11 protein-coding genes and 1 tRNA gene are annotated in these 20,028 nt (G+C 72.6%); 4 read left to right on the top strand and 8 right to left on the bottom strand.

Features of this window, described 5'->3' with window-relative positions; translation table 11 throughout:
* Positions 1-105: 105 nt before the first annotated feature.
* A complete protein-coding gene (locus tag DEJ28_RS04830) occupies positions 106-1,308 on the top strand; it encodes an aminotransferase class I/II-fold pyridoxal phosphate-dependent enzyme (RefSeq protein ID WP_111116087.1) in 1,203 nt (400 codons plus the stop codon).
* An 88-nt stretch (positions 1,309-1,396) separates the two neighbouring features.
* Here DEJ28_RS04830 and DEJ28_RS04825 read toward each other — a convergent pair whose 3' ends face one another.
* The 4 genes from DEJ28_RS04825 to DEJ28_RS04810 all read right to left on the bottom strand — a co-directional run bounded on the left by DEJ28_RS04825 (position 1,397) and on the right by DEJ28_RS04810 (position 7,266).
* Positions 1,397-2,242 (bottom strand): carbon-nitrogen hydrolase family protein, encoded by an 846-nt coding sequence (locus tag DEJ28_RS04825; RefSeq protein ID WP_111116085.1) that lies wholly within the window; start codon positions 2,240-2,242, stop codon positions 1,397-1,399.
* Positions 2,243-2,833: 591 nt separating this feature from the next.
* Positions 2,834-2,910: transfer RNA gene (locus DEJ28_RS04820), tRNA-Met, on the bottom strand.
* Positions 2,911-2,973: 63 nt separating this feature from the next.
* On the bottom strand, positions 2,974-5,958 hold the full coding sequence (locus DEJ28_RS04815) for a UPF0182 family membrane protein (protein ID WP_181433751.1): 2,985 nt from the start codon (positions 5,956-5,958) through the stop codon (positions 2,974-2,976).
* A 198-nt stretch (positions 5,959-6,156) separates the two neighbouring features.
* On the bottom strand, positions 6,157-7,266 hold the full coding sequence (locus DEJ28_RS04810) for a YlbL family protein (RefSeq protein WP_258368108.1): 1,110 nt from the start codon (positions 7,264-7,266) through the stop codon (positions 6,157-6,159).
* 127 nt (positions 7,267-7,393) lie between these two features.
* Here DEJ28_RS04810 and DEJ28_RS04805 point away from each other — a divergent pair, with 127 nt between their 5' ends.
* Both DEJ28_RS04805 and DEJ28_RS04800 read left to right on the top strand, forming a co-directional pair.
* Positions 7,394-8,788, top strand: a complete 1,395-nt coding sequence (locus tag DEJ28_RS04805; protein ID WP_111116078.1) for a zinc-dependent metalloprotease — start codon at positions 7,394-7,396, stop codon at positions 8,786-8,788.
* A gap of 59 nt (positions 8,789-8,847) precedes the next feature.
* Positions 8,848-9,705 carry a hypothetical protein gene (locus tag DEJ28_RS04800; RefSeq protein ID WP_146248870.1) on the top strand — a complete coding sequence of 286 codons (858 nt, stop codon included), beginning with the start codon at positions 8,848-8,850 and terminating at the stop codon, positions 9,703-9,705.
* On the opposite strand, the gene DEJ28_RS04795 is transcribed toward DEJ28_RS04800, so the two are convergent.
* Complete coding sequence (locus DEJ28_RS04795) at positions 9,596-11,398, bottom strand: ATP-dependent helicase (RefSeq protein WP_111116076.1); 1,803 nt, start codon at positions 11,396-11,398, stop codon at positions 9,596-9,598. The genes DEJ28_RS04800 and DEJ28_RS04795 overlap by 110 nt on opposite strands.
* Positions 11,395-12,330 (bottom strand): NAD(+) diphosphatase, encoded by a 936-nt coding sequence (gene nudC, locus DEJ28_RS04790; RefSeq protein ID WP_111116075.1) that lies wholly within the window; start codon positions 12,328-12,330, stop codon positions 11,395-11,397. The genes DEJ28_RS04795 and nudC overlap by 4 nt, the downstream gene beginning before the upstream one ends.
* A 120-nt stretch (positions 12,331-12,450) precedes the next feature.
* Here nudC and DEJ28_RS04785 point away from each other — a divergent pair, with 120 nt between their 5' ends.
* Positions 12,451-13,449, top strand: coding sequence for a phosphotransferase (locus tag DEJ28_RS04785; protein ID WP_111116074.1), 999 nt, complete (start codon positions 12,451-12,453; stop codon positions 13,447-13,449).
* A gap of 57 nt (positions 13,450-13,506) precedes the next feature.
* Here DEJ28_RS04785 and DEJ28_RS04780 read toward each other — a convergent pair whose 3' ends face one another.
* Together DEJ28_RS04780 and DEJ28_RS04775 are read right to left on the bottom strand one after the other, a co-directional pair.
* Positions 13,507-16,770 carry an ATP-dependent DNA helicase gene (locus DEJ28_RS04780; RefSeq protein WP_258368107.1) on the bottom strand — a complete coding sequence of 1,088 codons (3,264 nt, stop codon included), beginning with the start codon at positions 16,768-16,770 and terminating at the stop codon, positions 13,507-13,509.
* A complete protein-coding gene (locus DEJ28_RS04775) occupies positions 16,767-19,955 on the bottom strand; it encodes an ATP-dependent helicase (protein ID WP_181433750.1) in 3,189 nt (1,062 codons plus the stop codon). The genes DEJ28_RS04780 and DEJ28_RS04775 overlap by 4 nt, the downstream gene beginning before the upstream one ends.
* Between the last annotated feature and the right edge of the window lie 73 nt (positions 19,956-20,028).

The following is a 20,028-nucleotide window of genomic DNA, read 5'->3' as shown; positions in this document are numbered from 1 at the left end:
ATGCGTGACCTGTGGGACCGTTCCCGGATGGTGCTCCGAGGGGCCGCTAGGTTGGATCGGATCGACGGGTCGCGGAGCCGTCGGGACCACGTCGGAGGGAACCACATGCGTCAGGCAGGACCCTGGTTGCGAGCAGCCGAGGGAGCGATGCTCCTCGGACCGGACGGCGTCCCGGCCCCGACCGTCTTCGCCGAGATGAGCGCCCTCGCCGCCGCGACCGGGTCGATCAACCTCGGGCAGGGGTTCCCGGACGAGGACGGCCCCGCCGAAGTGCTCGACGCGGCCGTCGACGCCATCCGCCAGGGCGTCAACCAGTACCCGCCGGGGCGTGGGACCCCGGACCTCCGCGCGGCGATCAGCGAGCACCAGGCGCACTGGTACGGCCTGCAGGTCGATCCGGACCGCCAGGTGCTCGTCACGGCCGGCGCGACGGAGGCCCTCGCCGCCACGCTCCTCGCCCTCGTCGAGCCGGGCGACGAGGTGATCACCTTCGAGCCCTTCTACGACGCGTACGGCGCCCTCATCCGGCTCGCCGGAGCGACCCACGTCACGGTCCCCCTCACCGCGCCGGACTTCCTGCCCGACGAGGACACGCTCCGCGCCGCGTTCTCCGACCGCACCCGGGCCGTGCTCGTGAACACGCCGCACAACCCGACCGGTCGGGTCCTCCCGGCCGAGGTGCTCGCCACCGTCGTCGAACTCGCGGAGCAGTACGACGCCCTCATCGTCACCGACGAGGTCTACGAGCACCTCACGTTCGACGTCCCGCACGTGCCGATCGCGACGCTGCCCGGCGCCGCCGAGCGGACCGTGACCGTCTCGAGCGCTGGGAAGACCTTCAGCACCACGGGCTGGAAGGTCGGCTGGCTCACGGCTTCGCCGGCCCTCGTCGACGCGATCACGACCGTCAAGCAGTACCTGACCTTCGTGAACGGCGCACCGTTCCAGCCGGCGGTCGCCACGGGGCTCCGGCTGCCGGACACGGTGTTCACCGGCATCGCGGCCGAGCTCTCGGCGAAGCACGAGCTGCTCGCCGGCGGGCTCCGCGCCGCGGGCTTCGACGTGATGCGCCCCGACGGCGGGTACTTCGTCCTCGCCGACGTGGCACCGCTCGGCTACACCGACGCACGGGAGTTCTGCCTCCGCCTGCCCGAGCTCGCCGGCGTCGTCGGTGTGCCGGTCTCCGCGTTCGTCCGGCCCGACCACGCCGTCGGCTACCGCTCACTCGTCCGGTTCGCGTTCTGCAAGCGACGAGACGTCCTCGCGGACGCGGCGGCCCGTCTGTCGGGTCTCGCGGACCGCACCTGACGGCCTGGAGGCGCGACCCGCCTCCACAGCACCCGTCACCTCCCACGCATGGTCGGCACCGACCACCGTGGCACGTCGGGAAGGTGCGTCACGCTGGGAGGTGCGCCGCGCCTCCAGGCTGCTCGCGCAGCACCACGTCGTAGCGGCGCAGTGACAGCGAGGGGTTGGTCTGCCGGACCGCGTCCGTGACCGTCGTGTCGACGGTCGCGACGAGCGTGCCGGGCACGGCGCCCGCCGCGGCCACGGCGACTCCGGAGGGGTCGAGCACGACCGATCCGCCGATGCCGATCGGCGGGGTCTGACCGACGCCGACGACCCACACCGTGTTCTCGATGGCGCGGGCGGTCAGGAGCGTCCGCCAGTGGTGTTCCTTGCCGGGGCCACGGACCCACTCGGCCGGCAGGACCACGACGTCGGCGGCGCCGTGCTCGGGGGCTGCGAGGCGGCGGGTGACCTCGGGGAAGCGGAGGTCGTAACAGGTCTCGAGGCCGATCCGGACGCCCTCGAGGTCGAACACCGGCAGCTGTTCCGGGTCGCCGGACTCGATGCGGTCGGACTCCCGCGAGCCGAACGCGTCGTAGAGGTGCACCTTCCGGTACGCCACGGCGATCTCGCCGTCGGGTCGGACTGCGACGAGGGTGTTCCGGAACCGGTCCGGCACGTCGGCCGTCTCGGCGACGCCGACGACGAGCGCGATGCCGGTCGTCCGCGCGATCTCCTGCAGGCCGGCGACGAACGGGCCGTCGAGCGGTTGCGCGGCGGCCACGAACCGGTCGTCGATGTCGGGCGTGAAGTACGACGTGTACTCCGGGGTGACGAGGAGCGCTGCGCCGCGGGCGGCGGCGTCGACCGCTGCCACCCGGACCGTCTCGAGGTTCGCGTCCGGGTCGTCCACGGGCGCGAACTGCGCCGCCGCGATCGTCAGGGTGCCCATGCGCCGAGCGTAGTCGGCGGGGGCGCGGCCGTCGCCGTCGCCGTGGCCGTCGCCGTGGCCGTGGCCGTGGCCGTGGCCGTGTCCGTGTCCGTGTCCGTGTCCGTGTCCGTGTCCGTGTCCGTGTCCGTGTCCGTGTCCGTGGCCGAGTCTCGGCCCCGCGGACATCCTGCGCGTGCCGGAAGCCGCCAACTGCCCGCTCAGCCGAGACTCGGCCCCGCGGACATCCTGCGCGTGCCGGAAGCCGCGAACTGTCCGCCCGGCCGAGACTCGGCCCCGCGGACATCCTGCGCGTGCCGGAAGCCGCCAACTGCCCGCTCAGCCGAGACTCGGCTCCGCGGACATCCTGCGCGTGCCGGAAGCCGCGAACTGTCCGCCCGGCCGAGACTCGGCGCGGCGGGCTCGGCGCGGCGGACTCGGCGCGGCGGACTCGGCGCGGCGGACTCGGCGCGGCGGACTCGGCGCGGCGGACTCGGCGCGGCGGACTCGGCGCGGCGGACACGATGCGGCGCCGGAACGAGCACCGGTACGCCGGGCACACGAAGAAGGCCCCGGTCCGACTGGACCGGGGCCTTCTTCGTTTTCTGTGACGCTTGGTTGCGGGGGCAGGATTTGAACCTACGACCTCTGGGTTATGAGCCCAGCGAGCTACCGAACTGCTCCACCCCGCGGCACATTGAATAGCCTACACGGGGCCGTGGCGAGGCACAAATCGAGTGCCCCGCCACGGTGTGTCAGCTGCCGCTCTCGGCCTCGGTCGCGGCCTGGATCGCGTCCTGGAGACGCTGGTCCGCCTCTGCGGCAGCGACCAGGTCGTTGTCCGCGTAGGCGTCCTGGCGGTCCTGCAGCGCCTGCTTCGCATCGCTCAGGGCCTTCCGCAGCGCGGCGTTGTCCGTGGTGCCCGAACCCGAATCACCCGTCGAACCGCCGGTCGAACCGGAGTCCGACGAGCCCGAGTCCGAGGAACCCGAGTCCGACGAGCCGGAGTCCGAGGAACCAGAGTCCGAACCGGAAGCGCCCTGGTCACCCGCGGCAGCACCGGAGTCACCGCCGAACAGGCTGTTGAGTGCTTCGTCGAGGGTGTCCTCGAACGCGATCTTGTCGCCGAAGGCCACGAGCACCTTCTGCAGCAGGGGGTACGAGCCGCTCGACGTCGACTGGACGTAGACGGGCTGGACGTAGAGGAAGCCGCCACCGACCGGGAGCGTCAGCAGGTTGCCCTGCTTCACGGTCGAGTTGCCCCGCTTCAGGATGTTCAGCTCCTGCGACACCGTGGTGTCCGAGTTGAAGAGGTTCTGCACCTGCGCCGGACCTGGGATGTTGTCCGTCTTCGGCATCGTCAACAGCGTGAGTTTGCCGTAGCCGGAGCCCTTCTTCCCCTTGCCGGCACCGCCCGCGTCGGAGTCCACCGCCAGGTACCCGGTGAGCACGTTTCGGTTGTTCGACCCTGCCGACTGCTGCGGTATGTAGGTCGTGTACAGCGTGTACGCGGTCCCCTGCCCCGGCACCTTCATCGTCAGGTAGTACGGATCCTGCAGGTTGGCCCGGGTCGTCGTCGTGGTCGTCCCGAGAGCACTCGTCCCCGAGTTCGTCGTGGTCGACGTGTCGGCGGTGTCGGACGTGTCGTTCGTGCCCGACGTCGGTTCCTGTGGCGTGTTCCACGCGTCGTCACCCGAGTAGAACGAGTTCGCGTTCGTCACGTGGTAGGTGCCGAGGATCGACCGCTGCACCTTGAACAGGTCGGTCGGGTACCGCACGTGGTCGAGGAGCTCGGCGCTCATCTGCGACACCGGCTTGACCGACGTCGGGAAGATCTTCTGCCAGGTCTTCAGGACCGGGTCCTTCGTGTCCCACGAGTACAGCGTCACCTTGCCGGTGTACGCGTCGACCGTGGCCTTCACGGAGTTCCGGATGTAGTTCACCTGGTCGGTGCGGTAGGCCGAGCTCTCGGCCCCCGCGATGCTGTCCGACAGGCTCTGGCTCTGCGAGTACGGGTACGCGTCGCTCGTCGTGTAGCCGTCGACGACCCACTGGATGCGGTGGTCGACGATCGCCGGGTAGGCGTCGCTGTCGAGCGTCAGGTACGGGGCGACCTTCTGCACGCGGGAGATCGGGTCGCGGTCGTAGAGGATCTGCGAGTCCTGGTTCACCGCGTCCGACAGCAGGATCTGCTCCGACTGGAACTTCGCCGCGTAGACGAGTCGGTTGAAGAAGTTGCCGAGGCTCGGTCCACCGTTGCCGGAGTACGTCGTCGTGGCGTTGCCGCCGTTGTCGTCGTCGGAGCCGGACGGGTAGTCGAGCTCGACGTTCTTCGACCCCTTCGGCGCACCCACGATCGAGTACGCCGGCGAGGTCTCGCCGAAGTACACGCGCTGCTGGAAGTCACCCAGTGCACCGTTCGACGGGATGCCCGACTCGAGGAACACCGGCTTGCCGTCGCTCGCGCGCTGGTTGCCGAACGCCGCGGTGACGCCGTAGCCGTGGGTGTAGACGAACGCACGGTTGTACGGCGTGTTGGCCTGCGAGCTCAGCCCGTCGAGGTCGATGTCGCGGACCGCGATCACGGTGTCCTCGGTCTGGCCCTTGACGTCGTAGCGGTCGACGTCGAGCTCGTCCGGGAACTGGTAGTACTGCCGGTACTGCTGCAGCTGGCTGAAGGTGTCGGAGACGATCTTCGGGTCGATGAGGCGGATGTTCGCCGTCGTCTGGGCGTCCTGCGCGAGGGCGCCGGAGCTCGCCTCGGTCGTGGCGTCGTAGTTCTGCTCCTGCACACCCGAGACGCCGTACGCGTCACGGGTCGCCTTGATGTTGCGCTCGATGTACGCGGACTCGAAGGTCCGCTCGGACGGCTTCACCTGCAGGCGCTGGACGATCCACGGGTAGATGCCGCCGATGACGATCGCCGCGACGAGCAGCAGCCCGGTGCCGACGATCGAGATGCGCCAGCGGCCGATGACCGCCGTGACGATGAAGAGGATCGCGACGATCGCCGCGATGCCCGCCATGATCTCGCGGCCCGGGATGACCGCGTTCACCTCGGTGTACTGGGCACCGGTGATGAGCGAGTTCGACTTGGTGAGCGCCGCGTACTGGTCGAGCCAGAGGCTGACGGCCTGCAGGGCGATGTAGACGGCGGCGGTGATCGCGAGCTGGATCCGCGCGGCCTTCGAGATGCGGACCTCACGCCCGCCGAAGCGCATCGCCCCGTAGAGGTAGCAGGCGGCGAGCGCGGCGAGGCCGGCGATGAGCACGACGGCCGACGAGTACGCCACGATCGAACGCCAGAACGGCAGCTCGAACACGTAGAAGCCGATGTCCAACCCGAACTGCGGGTCGGTCTTGCCGAACGGCGTCCGGTTGAAGTACTCGAGCACCATGCTCCAGCGCCCGGCGGTCGACAGCCCGGCGAAGATGCCGAGCACGACCGGGATGCCGATCATGACGGCGCGGCGCAGCGGCTCGATGACCTGCTGGTAGCGGTCCAGCTGCGAGTTGAGCTTCGCGTACACCGGCCGGAACCGGAAGGCGATCGCGATGCTCAGGTAGACGGGGACCGCCATCCCGAGGAAGCCGGCGAAGAACATCAGCGTCCCGGCGATCCACCGCGTGGTCAGGACCTGCTGGAAGCCGAGCTGCGCGAACCACGCGTAGTCGGTGTACAGGCTCGCGAAGATGAAGAAGGCGATCACCAGTGCTGCCAGCACGATGATCGTGACCACGATCGGGACCCGCGGCGATCGCCGCCCGGAAGGAGAAGAACCCGAGGTGGACGAGGTTGTCGTCACTTGATGTGCTCCAGACGTGTCGAACCGGCGGGCCCGGCGCGGCGGGCCGTCAGTGCATCGATCCTATGTGGCCTGACCACGTCTGAAACTGTACGGCGACTCAGGAAGGCGATCCGCGCCTCCAGGACCGGGTCAGGAGCCGCAGCGCGCGAGCTTCGCGGTGCTCTTGCCGGAGGCGATGGTCTGCAGGTCGGTGACCGCCTGGTCGAGTGTGGCGACCTTGTAGACGTCGAGTCCGTCGGGGACGTGTCCGACGACCTCGTCGCAGTTGTCGGCCGGTGCGAGGAACACCGTCGCCCCCGCGTCCTTCGCGCCGTACAGCTTCTGGCGGATGCCGCCGATGGCACCGACCTCGCCGTCGGCGCTGATCGTGCCGGTGCCGGCGACGTGCTTGCCGCCGTTGAGCTTGCCGGGCGTGATCTCGTCGATGATCCCGAGCGCGAACATCATGCCGGCCGAGGGCCCCCCGACGTCCTGGAGCTTGATGGAGACCTTGAACGGGAAGTCGTACTCCTCGGTCACGCCGACGCCGATGAGCGCGGTGCCCTGCTCGCTGCGCGGGGTGAGCTGGACGGTCTTCTCGGCGCCGTCGCGCTCGAGCACGACCGTCGCCGGACCCGAGGTGCCGTGCTTCGCGACGAGTTCCCGGAGCGAGGTCGCGTCGGCGTTCGTGGTCAGGGACGTGCCGTCGAACGACCGGATGACGTCGCCGTCCTCGATGACGCCGTCGGCGGCCGACCCCTTCTGGACGGTGCCGACCTCGAGGTCCGTGGGCAGGTCGAATCCCTGCTGGATGAGGGCGGCCGCCACCGCGGACTGCTGCGAGGCCTGCATGTCGGCTGCGTCCTGCTGGTTCACCTGGTCGGTCGTCGTGCCCGTCGGGTAGATCGCCTCGACCGGGATGACCGCCTCGGACCGGCTGAACAGCGCGCGGATCACGCTCGTCCAGGACGGCCGGTTCGTGGCGTCGCCCTGGATCCCCACCGTGAGCATGTCGAGCGCGCCCGCGGTCGGGTAGGTCGGGTGCCCGGTGACCTGGATGAGCTGGACGTCCTTCGCGTCCTTGCCCGTCCCCTGCTTCTGCGTGCCGATGGTGTTGTAGACCGGCCCGGGCACCTCGATGAGGTACGGGCTCGGCAGGATGCTCGCGAGGAGCCCGAGGACCACGGCGCCGATCACGAAGGCCCACCCCACCGTCCGGGAACGCGAACGACGACGGGGTTCGGCGGCGAAGAGGGTCACGGACGTCCTTCCACGGGGGCTCGTTCGCCCCTTCGACAGGTGCTGTTCGCCCTCGGCGCAGCGGTTCGGGCGTTCCCACGGGGGCGTCCCAGGTGCGGCCCCGTGAGCAGCGATTAGCGTAGTCGTCATGCCTGATGAACCGCAGCCGGGGCCGGACGACGACTTCCAGGAGATGCTCCGGAAGCTCCTGTCCGGCGAGGGCCAGATCGACCCGTCGCAGCTCGCCGGTGCCGCCGGCCTGCCGAACGACCCGGCCTTCGTGGCGAACCTGATGGGCCAGCTGCAGCGCGCCGCGCAGTCCGGCGGGGACGGCATCGACTTCACCGTCGCGTCGGAACGCGCCACGGCCATCGCTCGTGAGGGCGGCCACCCGGTCGACCCCGCGACCTCGCAGGCGGCCGACCAGGCGTTCCAGGTCGCCGCGCTCTGGCTGGACGAGGCGACCACCGTCGCCGAGCTCACCGCGACCCCGAGCCTGTACACCCGTGAGCAGTGGGCGAAGGCGACCACCCCGGTCTGGGCGCAGATCGCCGAGCCGGTCGCCCTGAGCATCGCGAACGCCCTCACCGAGGCGATCGAGCAGCGTGCACCGGAACAGTTGAAGGCCATGCTCGGCGACGTCTCGAAGGCGATGCGCGGCGTCGGGGGTGCCCTCTTCGCGATCCAGCTCGGCCAGGTCGTCGGTCAGCTCTCGAAGGAGGTCGTGTCCGGCGGCGACGTCGGCGTCCCGCTCCTCGACGAGCAGGTCGCCGCACTCCTGCCGCAGAACGTGGCCGAGTTCGCGGAGGGCCTCGACGTCCCCGAGGACGAGGTCCGCATCTACCTGGCAGTCCGCGAGCTGGCGCACGCACGGCTGTTCCGTTCGGCACGGTGGCTGCGCCTGCACATCATCTCGTCGATCACCGACTACGCGCGGGGCATCCACATCCCCTTCGACCGGGTCGAGGAACTCGCGTCGGAGATCGACCCCACCAACCAGGAGCAGCTCCGGGACGCGCTGGCGTCCGGTGCGCTCATCCCGCCGCGCACCGAGGAGCAAGAGGCAGCGCTCGCCCGGCTCGAGACGATGCTCGCGCTCGTCGAGGGCTGGGTCGACACCGTGACCGCGGCCGCGACCGAACGCCTGCCGAAGTCCGGCGCGATCGCCGAGATGGTCCGCCGCCGCCGTGCCGCGGGCGGTCCCGCCGAGTCCGCGTTCGCGACGCTCGTCGGGCTCGAGCTGCGTCCCCGTCGCCTCCGCGAGGCGGCCGCGATGTGGCAGCACCTCACCGACGAGCTCGGCACCGACCAGCGCGACGCCCTCTGGTCGCACTTCGACGCCGTCCCGACGTCGGAGGACATCGACTCCCCCGAGGCCTTCGTGCTCCGGCTCCGGAACCCCGGCCGCTCCGCCGAGGACGACGAGTTCGACAAGGCCCTCGAGGACCTGCTCAACGACTCCACCGGCGACCGTCCGCGCGAGGACGAGAGCGGACACGTCGACGAGGGCGGGACCCCGGACGACGACGCACCGTCCCGCTAGTTCTCCACAGATCGTCCGCTGCTCCCCCGCTGCGCCGTCCGTTCGGCCAGCGTGGGGGCATGGGCATCCGCATCGATCCGACGCTCGAGTTCGTCTGGCGCGACCCGGCGACCGTCCAGCTCGGCGTCGATCCTCCGCGCGCCGTGGTGCCGGTTCCGACCACCGGCGAGGAACGGTTCCTCAGCGCGCTGCGCCGTGAGACCGGACGCGACGCCCTGTCCGGCGTCGCTGTGTCGACGGGCTGCCCACCGGGGATCGCCGCCCGCGTCCTCGGGGCGGCCTCACCCGCGGTCGTCGACGTCCTGCCGGAACCGCTGGCACGCGTCGAGGTGCACGGCACCGGCGCGTTGCCGGACGCGGTCGCCGAACTGCTCTCCGGCGAGGGCGTCACCGTCGCCCGCACGAGCGCGCCACGTGGCGGTCCCGTCCTCCTGCCCGAGCAGGACCCGCGCCTGGCGGTCGTCGTGGCGGACCACGTCGTCGACCCGGCCCTCCGCGCCGCGTGGACCCGCCACGGCGTGCCGCACCTGGCGGTGGTCGTCGGGGACGGACGGATCCGCGTCGGGCCGTTCGTCGTGCCGGGCGCCGGACCCTGCCTGCAGTGCGTCGAGTACGCGCACGCCGAGGACGACCCCGCCTGGCCGGCGATCGCCGCGCAGGTGTGGGGTCGGCCGGCGGCGCCGCTCTCGCCGTACCGGATCGCGGCGATCGGGGTGGCGGCCACCCGTCTGCTCCTCGAACGGCTCCCGCGCACGACGCAGCACCCGGGCGACGAGCAGCTGGTGTTCGAGCGCGACGACCTGTCGGTCAGCCTGCAGCCGGTGGCGTTCCATCCGCGCTGTGCGTGCCGAGCGCTGCCAGGAAACGACTCGCCGCCCGGGCGCCCCCACGCGTGGAACCCAGTCGCGACCACGTGATCGTGACCGTGCGGCGGGCACGGGTCAGGCCGACGTAGAACAGCCGGCGTTCCTCGTCGACCTCGGTGTCGGTCGTCGCGTACGAGATCGGCAGCAGACCCTCGGCGGCACCGATCACGACGACGTTCTGCCACTCGAGGCCCTTCGACGAGTGCAGGGTCGCGAGCGTGACGGCGTCGAGATCGGGCTCGTGGTGGGTCGCGGCACGGTCGACCAGGTCCTGCGTGAACTGCTGCATCGTCGTGCCGGCGGGAGCGGCCTCGGCGAGCCCCATCACCGCCTGCAGGGCCTCCCACTGTTCGCGGACCGCTCCGGTGCCCTCCGGCGGGGTCGGCGTCCACCCGCTGACCTGCAGCACGAGCCCCACCCGCCGGGTGAGCTCGTCATCGGTCTGCCGGACCGCCTCGCCGCGCATGTGGTGCACGGCGAGCTTCACCTCGGGCCGGTCGAAGAACCGGGTGCCGCCCTGCACCCGGTACGGGATCCCGGCTCGGCCGAGCGCGGACTCGATCGCCGCCGACTGGGCGCCCAGCCGGTAGAGGACGGCGCAGTCGCCGTACGCCGCGCCACCGCCGACGAGCTCCGTGATCCGTCGAGCGACCGTCTGCGCTTCCTCGCCGTCGTGCGCGCAGGCCACGACAACGGGTTCCGGTCCGGTGTCGACGGTCTGCGCGACGAGGTCGAGTGCACCGGGTTGCCCGCGCATCAGCGCGTTGGCGGCGTGCACGACCTCCGGCGTGGACCGGTAGTTCCGCTCGAGTCGCAGGACGGACCCGCGCGGGAACTCCGACCCGAACCCGAGCAGGTAGCGGCTCGACGCGCCGGCGAACGAGTAGATCGTCTGGCTGGCGTCGCCGACCACGCACAGGTCGTCGCGGCCGCCGAGCCACGCCCGCAGCAGGTCGTGCTGCACGGGCGAGACGTCCTGGTACTCGTCCACGACGAAGAACCGGTACTGCTGCCGGACGTACGACGCGACCCGCGGCTCGGACTCGACCATGCCGAGCGTGGCGAGCAGGACGTCCTCGAAGTCGAGCTGCCGGCGGTCGTCCTTGAGCTGCTCGTAGGCGCGCATGAGATCGAGCACCCGGCGCGGCGCGGTGTCCCGCGGCATCACCCGTTCGGCCGCGGCCGCCTCGTACTCGTCGTAGGAGAGCATCTGCACCTTGCGCCACTCGACCTCGCTGGCAAGGTCCCGCAGGGTCGGGGTGTCCACCTGCAGGCCGACGGTGTCCGCCGCGTGCGCGATCATCCGGCCCTTCGACTCGACGATCCGCGGGGCGTGGCCGCCGACGGTGTCCGGCCAGAAGTAGCTGAGCTGTGCCATCGCCGCGGCGTGGAAGGTCCGCGCCTGCACCGTCCCGGCCCCGAGCGACCGGAGCCGCGACCGGAGTTCGCCGGCCGCGCGGGTCGTGAAGGTCAGCGCGAGGACGTGGTTCGGGGCGTAGGTGCCGGTCGCGACCCCGTAGGCGATGCGGTGGGTGATCGCGCGGGTCTTGCCGGTGCCGGCACCGGCGAGCACCGCGACCGGACCGAGCAGGGTGCGGGCGACGGCCTGCTGCTCGGCGTCGAGGGCGGCGAGGAGCTCGTCCGGTGACGGCGGCCGGACCTCGGCCGACGGCGACCCCGACCCGGACCCCGGCCCCGGCCCCGGCCCGGGCCCGCGCCCCGACCCGCGCGCGCCGTCGCTCACGGCAGATCCAGCGGCCCGCCGTACCACTCTTCGATGATGGCGCGGGCGATCGAGGTCCTCCCCGGCAGGAGCAGGGTGTCGCCGGCACGCTCACGGATCTCGTCGCGCGAGAACCAGCGGACGTCGAGGATCTCCACCCCGTCGGGCCGAGCGGTGTTCGGGTCGCCGTCGACCGCGCGGGCACGGAAGCCGACCATGAGGGACGCGGGGAACGGCCACGGCTGGGACCCGAGGTACTCGGGCTCTTCCACGTGGACCCCGGACTCTTCCCAGACCTCACGCCGGACGGCGTCCTCCAGCGACTCCCCCGGCTCGACGAAACCCGCGAGGAGCGAGTACCGGTTCGCGTCCCACGCCGCGTTCGAGCCGAGCAGGATGCGGTCGTCGGCGTCGGTCACCCCGACGATCACCGCGGCGTCGGTGCGGGGGAAGTGCTCGTGTCCCTCGGGGTCGCGGCGGACCCAGCCGCCGGTGACGACGTCGGTCGGGGACCCGGTGCGCGGCGAGAAGCCGTGCACGGCGTGCCAGTTCGCCATCGCGACGGCCTCGACCGCCAGGCCCTGGTCGCGCGGGGAGAGTTCGGTGCCGAACATGCGCAGGCTCTGCCATGCGTCGTCGTCCGGCTCGATCGCCGTCGCGGTCGCCGGGTCGACGAAGGCCGCGACGAAGCGGGTGCCGGCGGGGGCGTCCGGCGCATCGGACACCGCGCGGCCGAGGTAGAGCGTCACGGTGTCCTCGGGGACCTCCGCGGCGGAGACGAAACGGAGCGTGCCGTCGTCGTTCCGGAGCATCTCGGACCCATGCAGGGGCAGGAACCGGGTCGCGGGGTCCGCACGGAGGACCCGTTCGAGGTCGGGGGTCGTGCGGAACTCGCCGTCGCGGTCGAGTTCGTTTCGGGAGAGCGGGAGCCGGCTGGCGAACTCGACGGTCACGGCAGGGGGCTCCTCGGGTCGGATCAGGTCTGGAGTGCGGGGCGCCGTGCGCGGTCCGGGGCTGTCGCGGGCCAGCGTGGCGCACGCTCGACCGGGGGCTGTGGACCTACCCTGAGGGGCATGGCGGGATCCCAGTTCACTCTAGCCGCGTTGGCCACCACGGCCGTCCCAGGCCTCGTCGTCACGGGCACGCGCACGCTCGGCTCGGCAGCGTCCGGGGACTACGAGTCGGCCGTCCTCCGCGACGCCGACGGCGCCGAGACGGCGATCCGCCGTCCACGCAACCAGCGGGCCGAGGCCCGGCAGTCGGCCGACCTCGTCGCGATCCGTGCGCTGAGCGCCGGGATCCGCACGCGCCTCCCGTTCGGTGTGGCCGAGTACCGCGGTCAGGCGCCGATCGGCTCGACGCGCGCCATCGTCACCACCTTCCTGCCGGGCTCGCACCCGACCCTCGGGACGCTCGTCGAGCGGCCCGAGCTCGCCACCAGTGTCGGCCGTGCGGTCGCCGCGATCCACCAGCTGCCGACGAGCTTCGTCACGGACGCCGGCCTGCCGTCGCTGACGCCCTTCGAGGTGCTGCGGTCCGCCGTCTCGGTGATGGACCGCGCCGTCGCCACGAAGCTCGTCCCGGCCGCGCTCAAGGAGCGCTGGGAGGGTGCGGCCCGCGACCAGCAGCTCTGGCAGTTCACGCCGACCGTCGTGCACGGTTCGCTCGGCACGCCGACGATCCTCGTCGACGGCGACGCGGTCTCCGGGGTCATCGACTGGGGCGAGCTGCGGCTCGGCGACCCGGCGAAGGACCTCGCGTGGGTGCTCGCCGGCCGGAAGGACGCGTTCGACACGGTGCTCAGCGCCTACGAGGCGAACGGCGGCGGCCGTGACCGGCAGCTCGCGCAGCGCGCGCGGGTGCACCACGAGCTCGAGACGGCGCAGTGGCTCCTGCACGGCGTCCAGGCGAAGAGCACCGAGGTCGTCGACGACGCGGTCGCGATGATGCACCGGCTGGTCGACGCGGTGCACGCCCCGAGCGGTGCGCCGCTGCAGTCGGTGTCACCGGAGACGATGGAGATCGGCGAGGTCGAGCAGCTGCTGTCGTCGACCGAGCGTCGACACGGCTGACGCGACTCCCCCCCTGCCTGGAGGCACGGTGCGGGTCCGCCCCGCCGGCCCGGCCGGTCAGCCGATCGCGTCCCGCCACGCCTGCTCGAGTCCGGCACGGTCGAGCAGTTCCCGAGGCCGGACCTCGAGGTCGTCGGCGACGAAGTAGAAGACCGCGTCGACCTCGTCGATCGGGCGCCCGGTGAACTCGGCGTAGGCGACCCGGTACAGGGCGAGCTGCAGCTGCCGCTTCGCCAGGTCGTCGGCGCCCTTCGGCGCCTTGCCGGTCTTCCAGTCGACGACCTCGGCCCGACCGTCGATCTCGTAGACGGCGTCGAGCTTGCAGACGACGCTGTGCCCGAGGAACGGGATGTGGATCTCCCGCTCGACCTCGACCGGCGTGAGCCCCGACCAGCGTGAGCGGGCGAAGGTGGCCTGGAAGTCCGCCAGCCGCCGGGCATCGTCGTCCGTGACCACGGCGTCCGTCGAGGCGTCCACCAGGTCGTCACGGTCGACGTCCAGCTCGCCGTCCCACGCGTCGAGCGTCTCGAGCGAGCCACCGCTCCGGGCCCGCTGCTCGACCCACTGGTGGAACAGCGTGCCGAGACGGGTCGCGCGGTACGGCCGCTCGGGCATCGGCCGGCGGAGCCGTTCGGCCACCGCGTCCGGCTCGGCGAGGTAGTCCTTGAACCCGGACGCCGGCACCCGGTGCGGCACGACCACACGGTGACGGGCACTCCGGTTGGCGGTGCGTTCGGCGAGGAGCAGGTCGATGTCGGCGGCGAACCGGCCAGCCGCTGCGGGGTTGGCGTTCCGCACCCGGTCGGCCGCGGCGACGACCCGCGCTGCGCGCTGTCCGAACGGCACGTGCGGCCACGACTGCGTCGCACCGGCGTCGCCGAGGGGGTTCTCCTCGTGCTCGGTGGTGTCCGGGATCGCCGCGCCGTCGACGACACCCGCCTCGACGAGGTCGCGGAGGTACCGGCTCGGCTCGGTGGGCCGGACGCCACCGGCCCAGAACGAGCCGCTGACGAGCAGGTCGTGCTTGGCGCGGGTGAGTGCGACGTAGGTCAGTCGGCGTTCCTCGTCCTCGTTGCGGGCCTTGACCTGTTCCTTGTACGCGTCGATCGCGAGCGTGACGTCCTTCTGGTTGTCGTGCCCGCGCCAGTCCAGCCGTGGGAGCTCGTCGGCGTCGCCCCGGAACTCGTAGGGCAGCCGGCCGAAGCCGATCCAGCCGGACGAGCCCTCCTGCGGGCGGGCCGGCAGTGCCCCCTCGACCAGGCGCGGCACCGCGACGGCGTCCCACTCGAGGCCCTTGGACCCGTGGATCGTCAGGATCTGCACGGTGCCGGCCTCGGGCTCCTCGGATCGGGGACCCATGTCGTCGCGGCGGGCGGCGGCGTCGATCCAGCCGAGGAACGCGCCGAGGTCGGCCCGGTCGTCGGTCGTGACGAAGCCCGCGAGCTCGTCGATGAAGGCGTCGAGGAACGCCGCGCTCCCCTGCTCGTGGGCGGCGACCTCGACGTCGAGACGCATCTCCTGCACGACGAGCGTCACGAAGTCCACGAGATCGCCGCCGGCGCGGGACCGGAGCGTCGCGAGCTGCTGCCCGAGCTCGCGCATCCGGCGGCGTCCGACGTCGCTGATGTCGGCGAGCGCGCCGTGCTCGTGGGGCGCCGTCGCCACGAAGTCGAGCGCGTCGACGATCGAGCCGTGCTCGCCCGCGGCGACCGACGCCCGGAACGCCGCGGTGAGGGCGTCGTCGAGTCGGTGCTGGGTGTGGTCACGGCCGAACAGCCAACGGGCGAGGGCGTGCAGGGCGGCGATGTCCGCGGCCCCGATCCGCCACCGGGCGCCGGCGAGCACCCGGATGAGGTCGTTGCCCGCGGCGGGGTCGTGCAGGACCCGGAGGCACGCGACGAGGTCGACGATCTCCGGCCGTTGGAGCAGCCCGCCGGTGCCGAGCACGTGGTACGGCACGCGGTGGTCGGCGAGTGCGCCGGTGAAGGCGGCGAGGTCCTTCCGGGAGCGCAGCAGGAGCGCCAGCGAACTCGTGCGGTCGGCGGCACGGCGGTCGGCGAACCACCGTGCGACGGCCGCGGCTTCCTCGGGTAGGGTCTCCGGGAACACGGCGTGCACGGTGCCGGCGTCCGCCCCCGGGCGTGGGGACAGCCGCTCGACGTCGACCTCGGACGCCTCGGACAGCGGCGCGACGACCGCGTTCGCACCGGCGAGGACGTCCACCGGGTTCCGCCAGCTCGTCGAGAGCGCGAACGTGACCGGTACGGCACCGGCCCCGCCGGACGCGTCGGCCGCTGCACCGAAGTCCCGCGGGAACCGGGCGAGGTTCGCCGCACTCGCGCCACGGAACCCGTAGATGGACTGGTGCGGGTCCCCCACCGCCATCACCGGGTGCCCGCGGAACAGCCGCGCGAGGAACCGGGTCTGCACCACGGAGGTGTCCTGGTACTCGTCGAGCAGCACGACGCCGTAACGCTGCCGCAGGTCGGTGACCACGCGCGGGGCGGACTCGGCCGCGGCGAGCGCGAGGGCGATCTGGTCCGAGAACTCCACGAACCCGCGGTCGACCTTCTGCCGACGGAACTCCTCGACCAGGTCGACGAGGGGCTCGAGCGCGCCGATCGCCGCGACCGCGTCGGTGACGGCCTTGTACGGGGTGCCACGGTTGTTGCCGGGCAGTTCGAGCAGTCCGGCAAAGTCGATCGCGAACCGTCGGAGCCGCTCGGGTTCCACGAGGTGCTCGGACACCGCACCGGCGAGCGCCACGACCGCCGCGGTCACGGTGTCGACGTCGCGGTCCAGTCCGGCGAGCCGGTCGTCGCGCGCGCCGACGACCACGCGGCGGGCAAGCTGCCAGGCGGAGGGTTCGGTGAGGACCTGCGATTCGCCGTCGCGGCCGACGAGCAGGGCGTTCTCGCGGAAGACCGAGTTCGCGAAGGCGTTGTACGTGGACACCGTCGGGGCCTCGAAGGCGTCGCCGGCGTCCAGGAGACCGACGTCCTCGAGTGCACGGATGCGGTCGTTGATCCGGACCGAGAGCTCACCGGCGGCCTTGCGCGTGAAGGTCAGCCCGAGGATGCCGTCGGGGCGGACCATGCCGTTCGCGAGCAGCCACACGACACGGGACGCCATGGTCTCGGTCTTGCCGCTGCCGGCGCCGGCCACCACGAGCGCGGGCTGCAGCGGCGACTCGATGACGGCGCGCTGCTGTGCGGTCGGGCGCGGACGACCGAGGGCGTCCGCGATGGCGTCGGCGTCGCGCCGGGTGACCGCCGCCGTCGCGCCCGCTGCGGGGGCGCCGAGCACCTGCTCCTCGTTCACCAGGTCACCTCCCCGACGACGTGGATCCGGCACTCGACGCCGGTCCGGGCCTTCTCGCAGTGGTCGTCGACGTTCGCCAGGAACGTCCGGCCGGCCATGCCCCGCGCGACCGTGTGCAGCCGCTCGCGGTAGGCGTCACGGGCGTCGGCGTCGAAGGCCTGCTGGGTCCGCTCCGAGTACGCGCGGCCGCCGCGGGCGTTCTGCACGAACACGAGGCGGGCGTCCGTCATCACCGACCCGGCGGGGACGCCCTCGACGGCGCCGTCCTCGACCGCCAGCTGGTAGGCGCCGAGCTGGGGGTGCTCCGGCATGTCGTTCTTCTCGCTCGGCATCGACCGCCCGGTCTTGAGGTCGACGACGCTGACCCGGCCGTCGGGGTCGACCTCGATCCGGTCGATGCTGCCGCGCATCCGGGCGGGACCGGTGACGAGGGCGAACGAGGTCTCCGCGCCGAGCAGCTGCCGTCCGGCGCTCGCGAAGGTGCGGAGGTAGTCGCTCAGGCCCTCGACCATCCGGCGGGTCCGGGCGCGCTCGCGGTCGGCCACCCAGGGCGACTCGAAGGTCAGCTCGTCCCAGCGCCCCTCGACGTGGGCCCACAACGACTCGACGTCCACCTCGGTCGCGTGCTCCATCGCCTCGTGCACGATCGTCCCGATGCCCATCGCCGGGCTCGGGGCGCTGCCGCCGAAGGTCTGCACGAACCAGTGCACGGGGCACTCCTCGAACGTGCCGATGCGGGACGGCGAGACGGACACGGTCGGGGCCACGGGCTCACCTGCCCGTGGGTCGTCCGGGTCGAGGCCGTCGGGACCGGGCTCGGGGGGCACCGGCTCGGCGTCGAGGTCGACCAGCGGCGTCTCGGTGGAGGGCTCCACCAGGCCGTACCAGTCGTCCGGCGAGGTACCCGGCACCTCGGCCTCGGCCAGCCGGGCGAGGGCGGAGGCGGCCTCGTGGTCACCGGACCCGACGACCCGGCGTCGGAGGGAGCCCGCGAGTCCGCGGAGCGACAGCGGGTGCACGGTCGGCTGACGGTCCGGCGGGACCGGCACGAGGCGCACGAACGGGGACGGGGCCTCGTCGTCGTTGGCGACGGTGCCGATGACGACCTGGGTCGTCGCGCGGGACACCGCGCGGGCGAACAGGCGCAGCTCGTCGGCGATCACGGCGGCACGGTCGTCGACGGTGGCGTGCTCGACACCCTGGGCGGCGCGGACGAGGCCGTCGGGGTCGAGCAGGCTGCCACGCACGCGGGTGTTCGGCCAGACGCCGTCCTGCAGCCCGAGGACGACGACCACGTCGCACTCGAGGCCGATCGTGGCCGACGGCGTCAGGACGCGGACGCGACCTGCGGTCCGGTCGGGTCCGATCGAGTCCTCGGGCAGGTCGGAGCCGAGCAGGTCGTCGACGAACACGCGTGCCGGAGCGTCCGGGGTGCGCTCGACGAACCGCTTGGCGGCGGTGAAGAGGCCGACCACGGCGTCGAGGTGCCGGTCGGCTTCGGCCGCGCCCACCCCGCCGGCCGCGGACTGCGCACCCCACGTGCCGGCGAGGCCGCTGCGCTCCCAGAGCCCCCAGAGGATCTCCTCGATGCTGGCGTCCGACTCGGCGTCGGTGCGGGCCTGCACCAGGCTGCGCGCGAGACGGGTCGCACGACGGGCGAACCCGGCGTCGACCGTCGCGAGGCGTTCCGGGGCGCCGAGCGCGTCGACGAGCAGCTCGTCGGCCGTGCGGCTGCCACCGCCCGCCAGCTCCTCACGCCGCAGGGCGAGCCGGAGCCGGCGCATCGCCAGGGTGTCGAGTCCGCCGAGCGGGCCGGTCGCGAACGCGGTGGCGAGCGCGGCGTCGAGCGGGAGCACCCCGAGCGCCACGGCGGCGGCATCGAGGAGCGACCGGGCCGCGGTGTCGTCGCGGGGACGGACGGGTGCTGCGCCGGCGGTCGCGGGGACCTCGGCGACGGAGAGCGCCCGCACGAGTTCGGGGATCGCGGCACCGCTGCGGGTGACGACGGCCATCCGGTGCCACGGCACCCCGTCGAGCAGCCGGTGCTCACGGAGTCGACGGGCGACGGCGACGATGAGGGCCGCACGACTCGCACCCTCGAGGTGCACCACGGCGTCGGGTCGGGCGTCCGCCTCGGTCGCGGTCGCCGTGCGCTGCCGTCCGGCCGCGGCCGCTCCGATCCGCGCGGTGATCCCGGAGACGAGCGCCCGGATCGGGGCCGGGTACCGGTGCACGGTCGTCAGGACGATCTCGTCCACCCGCGCGACACCGAGCCGCACCGCCAACCGACCCAGCACGTCCGGTTCGGCGCCGCGGAACGCCGAGGCGGCGATGTCCGGGTCGCCGAAGGCCACGATCTGCACGCCGGAGCGTGCGAGGGCGCCGAGCAGCGCGATCTCCCCCTCGACCAGTTCCTGCGTGTCGTCGACCACGACGAGCCGGAGTGCGGCGACGCTCGCGGGGAGCTGCCCACGGAGGACCGCGGCGGTGGCGTACGCGACGAGTTCGGCGGCGTCGAGGCTGGTGGAGCGGAAGGAGGTCACGGCCGCGCGGTACTCGTCGACGAAGTCCCCGACGGCCCGCCATTCGGGACGCCCGGTGTCGTCGCCGAGCTCGCGCATGTCCTCGGGCTCGACCCCCGCTGCGACGGCGCGCATCATGACGTCACGGAGGGCCGTGCGGAACCCGGCGCGCTCGCGGACGACCGCGGTGATCGGTGCCGGCCAGTCCGGGCCGGCACCGTCGAGCTCGTGCCCCTCGAGCAGGTCGGCGATGATGCGGTCCTGCTCGCCGCCGGTGAGGAGTGTCGGGGTCTCCTGCCCCTGCACGGCGGCGGCGTGCGCGACGATCTGGAACGCGAGGGAGTTCACCGTGCGGGCGAGCGCACCGGGCACCACGCGGTCGACCGAGACGGCCAGCCGGTCGCGGAGCGCGGTCGCCGCCGTCCGGGCCGACGTGAGGGCGAGCACGGAGGCGTGCCCGTCGGGCGAGATCGCGTCCGGACGACCGAGCCGTGCGGCGACGAGCCGGGACAGCGTCGTCGTCTTCCCGGTGCCCGGGGCCCCGATGACCGCGGCGTGCCGACCGTCCGGCAGCGCGAGGACCGCCGCCTGGGACGGGTCCGCCGCGAGGGCCCGGGCGACGTCCTCGGGTCCGGGGGCGGTCGTCAGCGTGGTCTTCGGCACCCTCGTACGGTAACCGCCGCTACCGACACCGCCCGGCAGGCGCGACCAGGGCGGCCAGCACCGGCCGACAGCC

The organism is Curtobacterium sp. MCPF17_002, from assembly GCF_003234115.2.
Classification (GTDB): Bacteria; Actinomycetota; Actinomycetes; order Actinomycetales; family Microbacteriaceae; genus Curtobacterium.
Note: the sequence above shows the minus strand (reverse complement) of the source record. Positions and strands in the feature narration are given on the sequence as shown.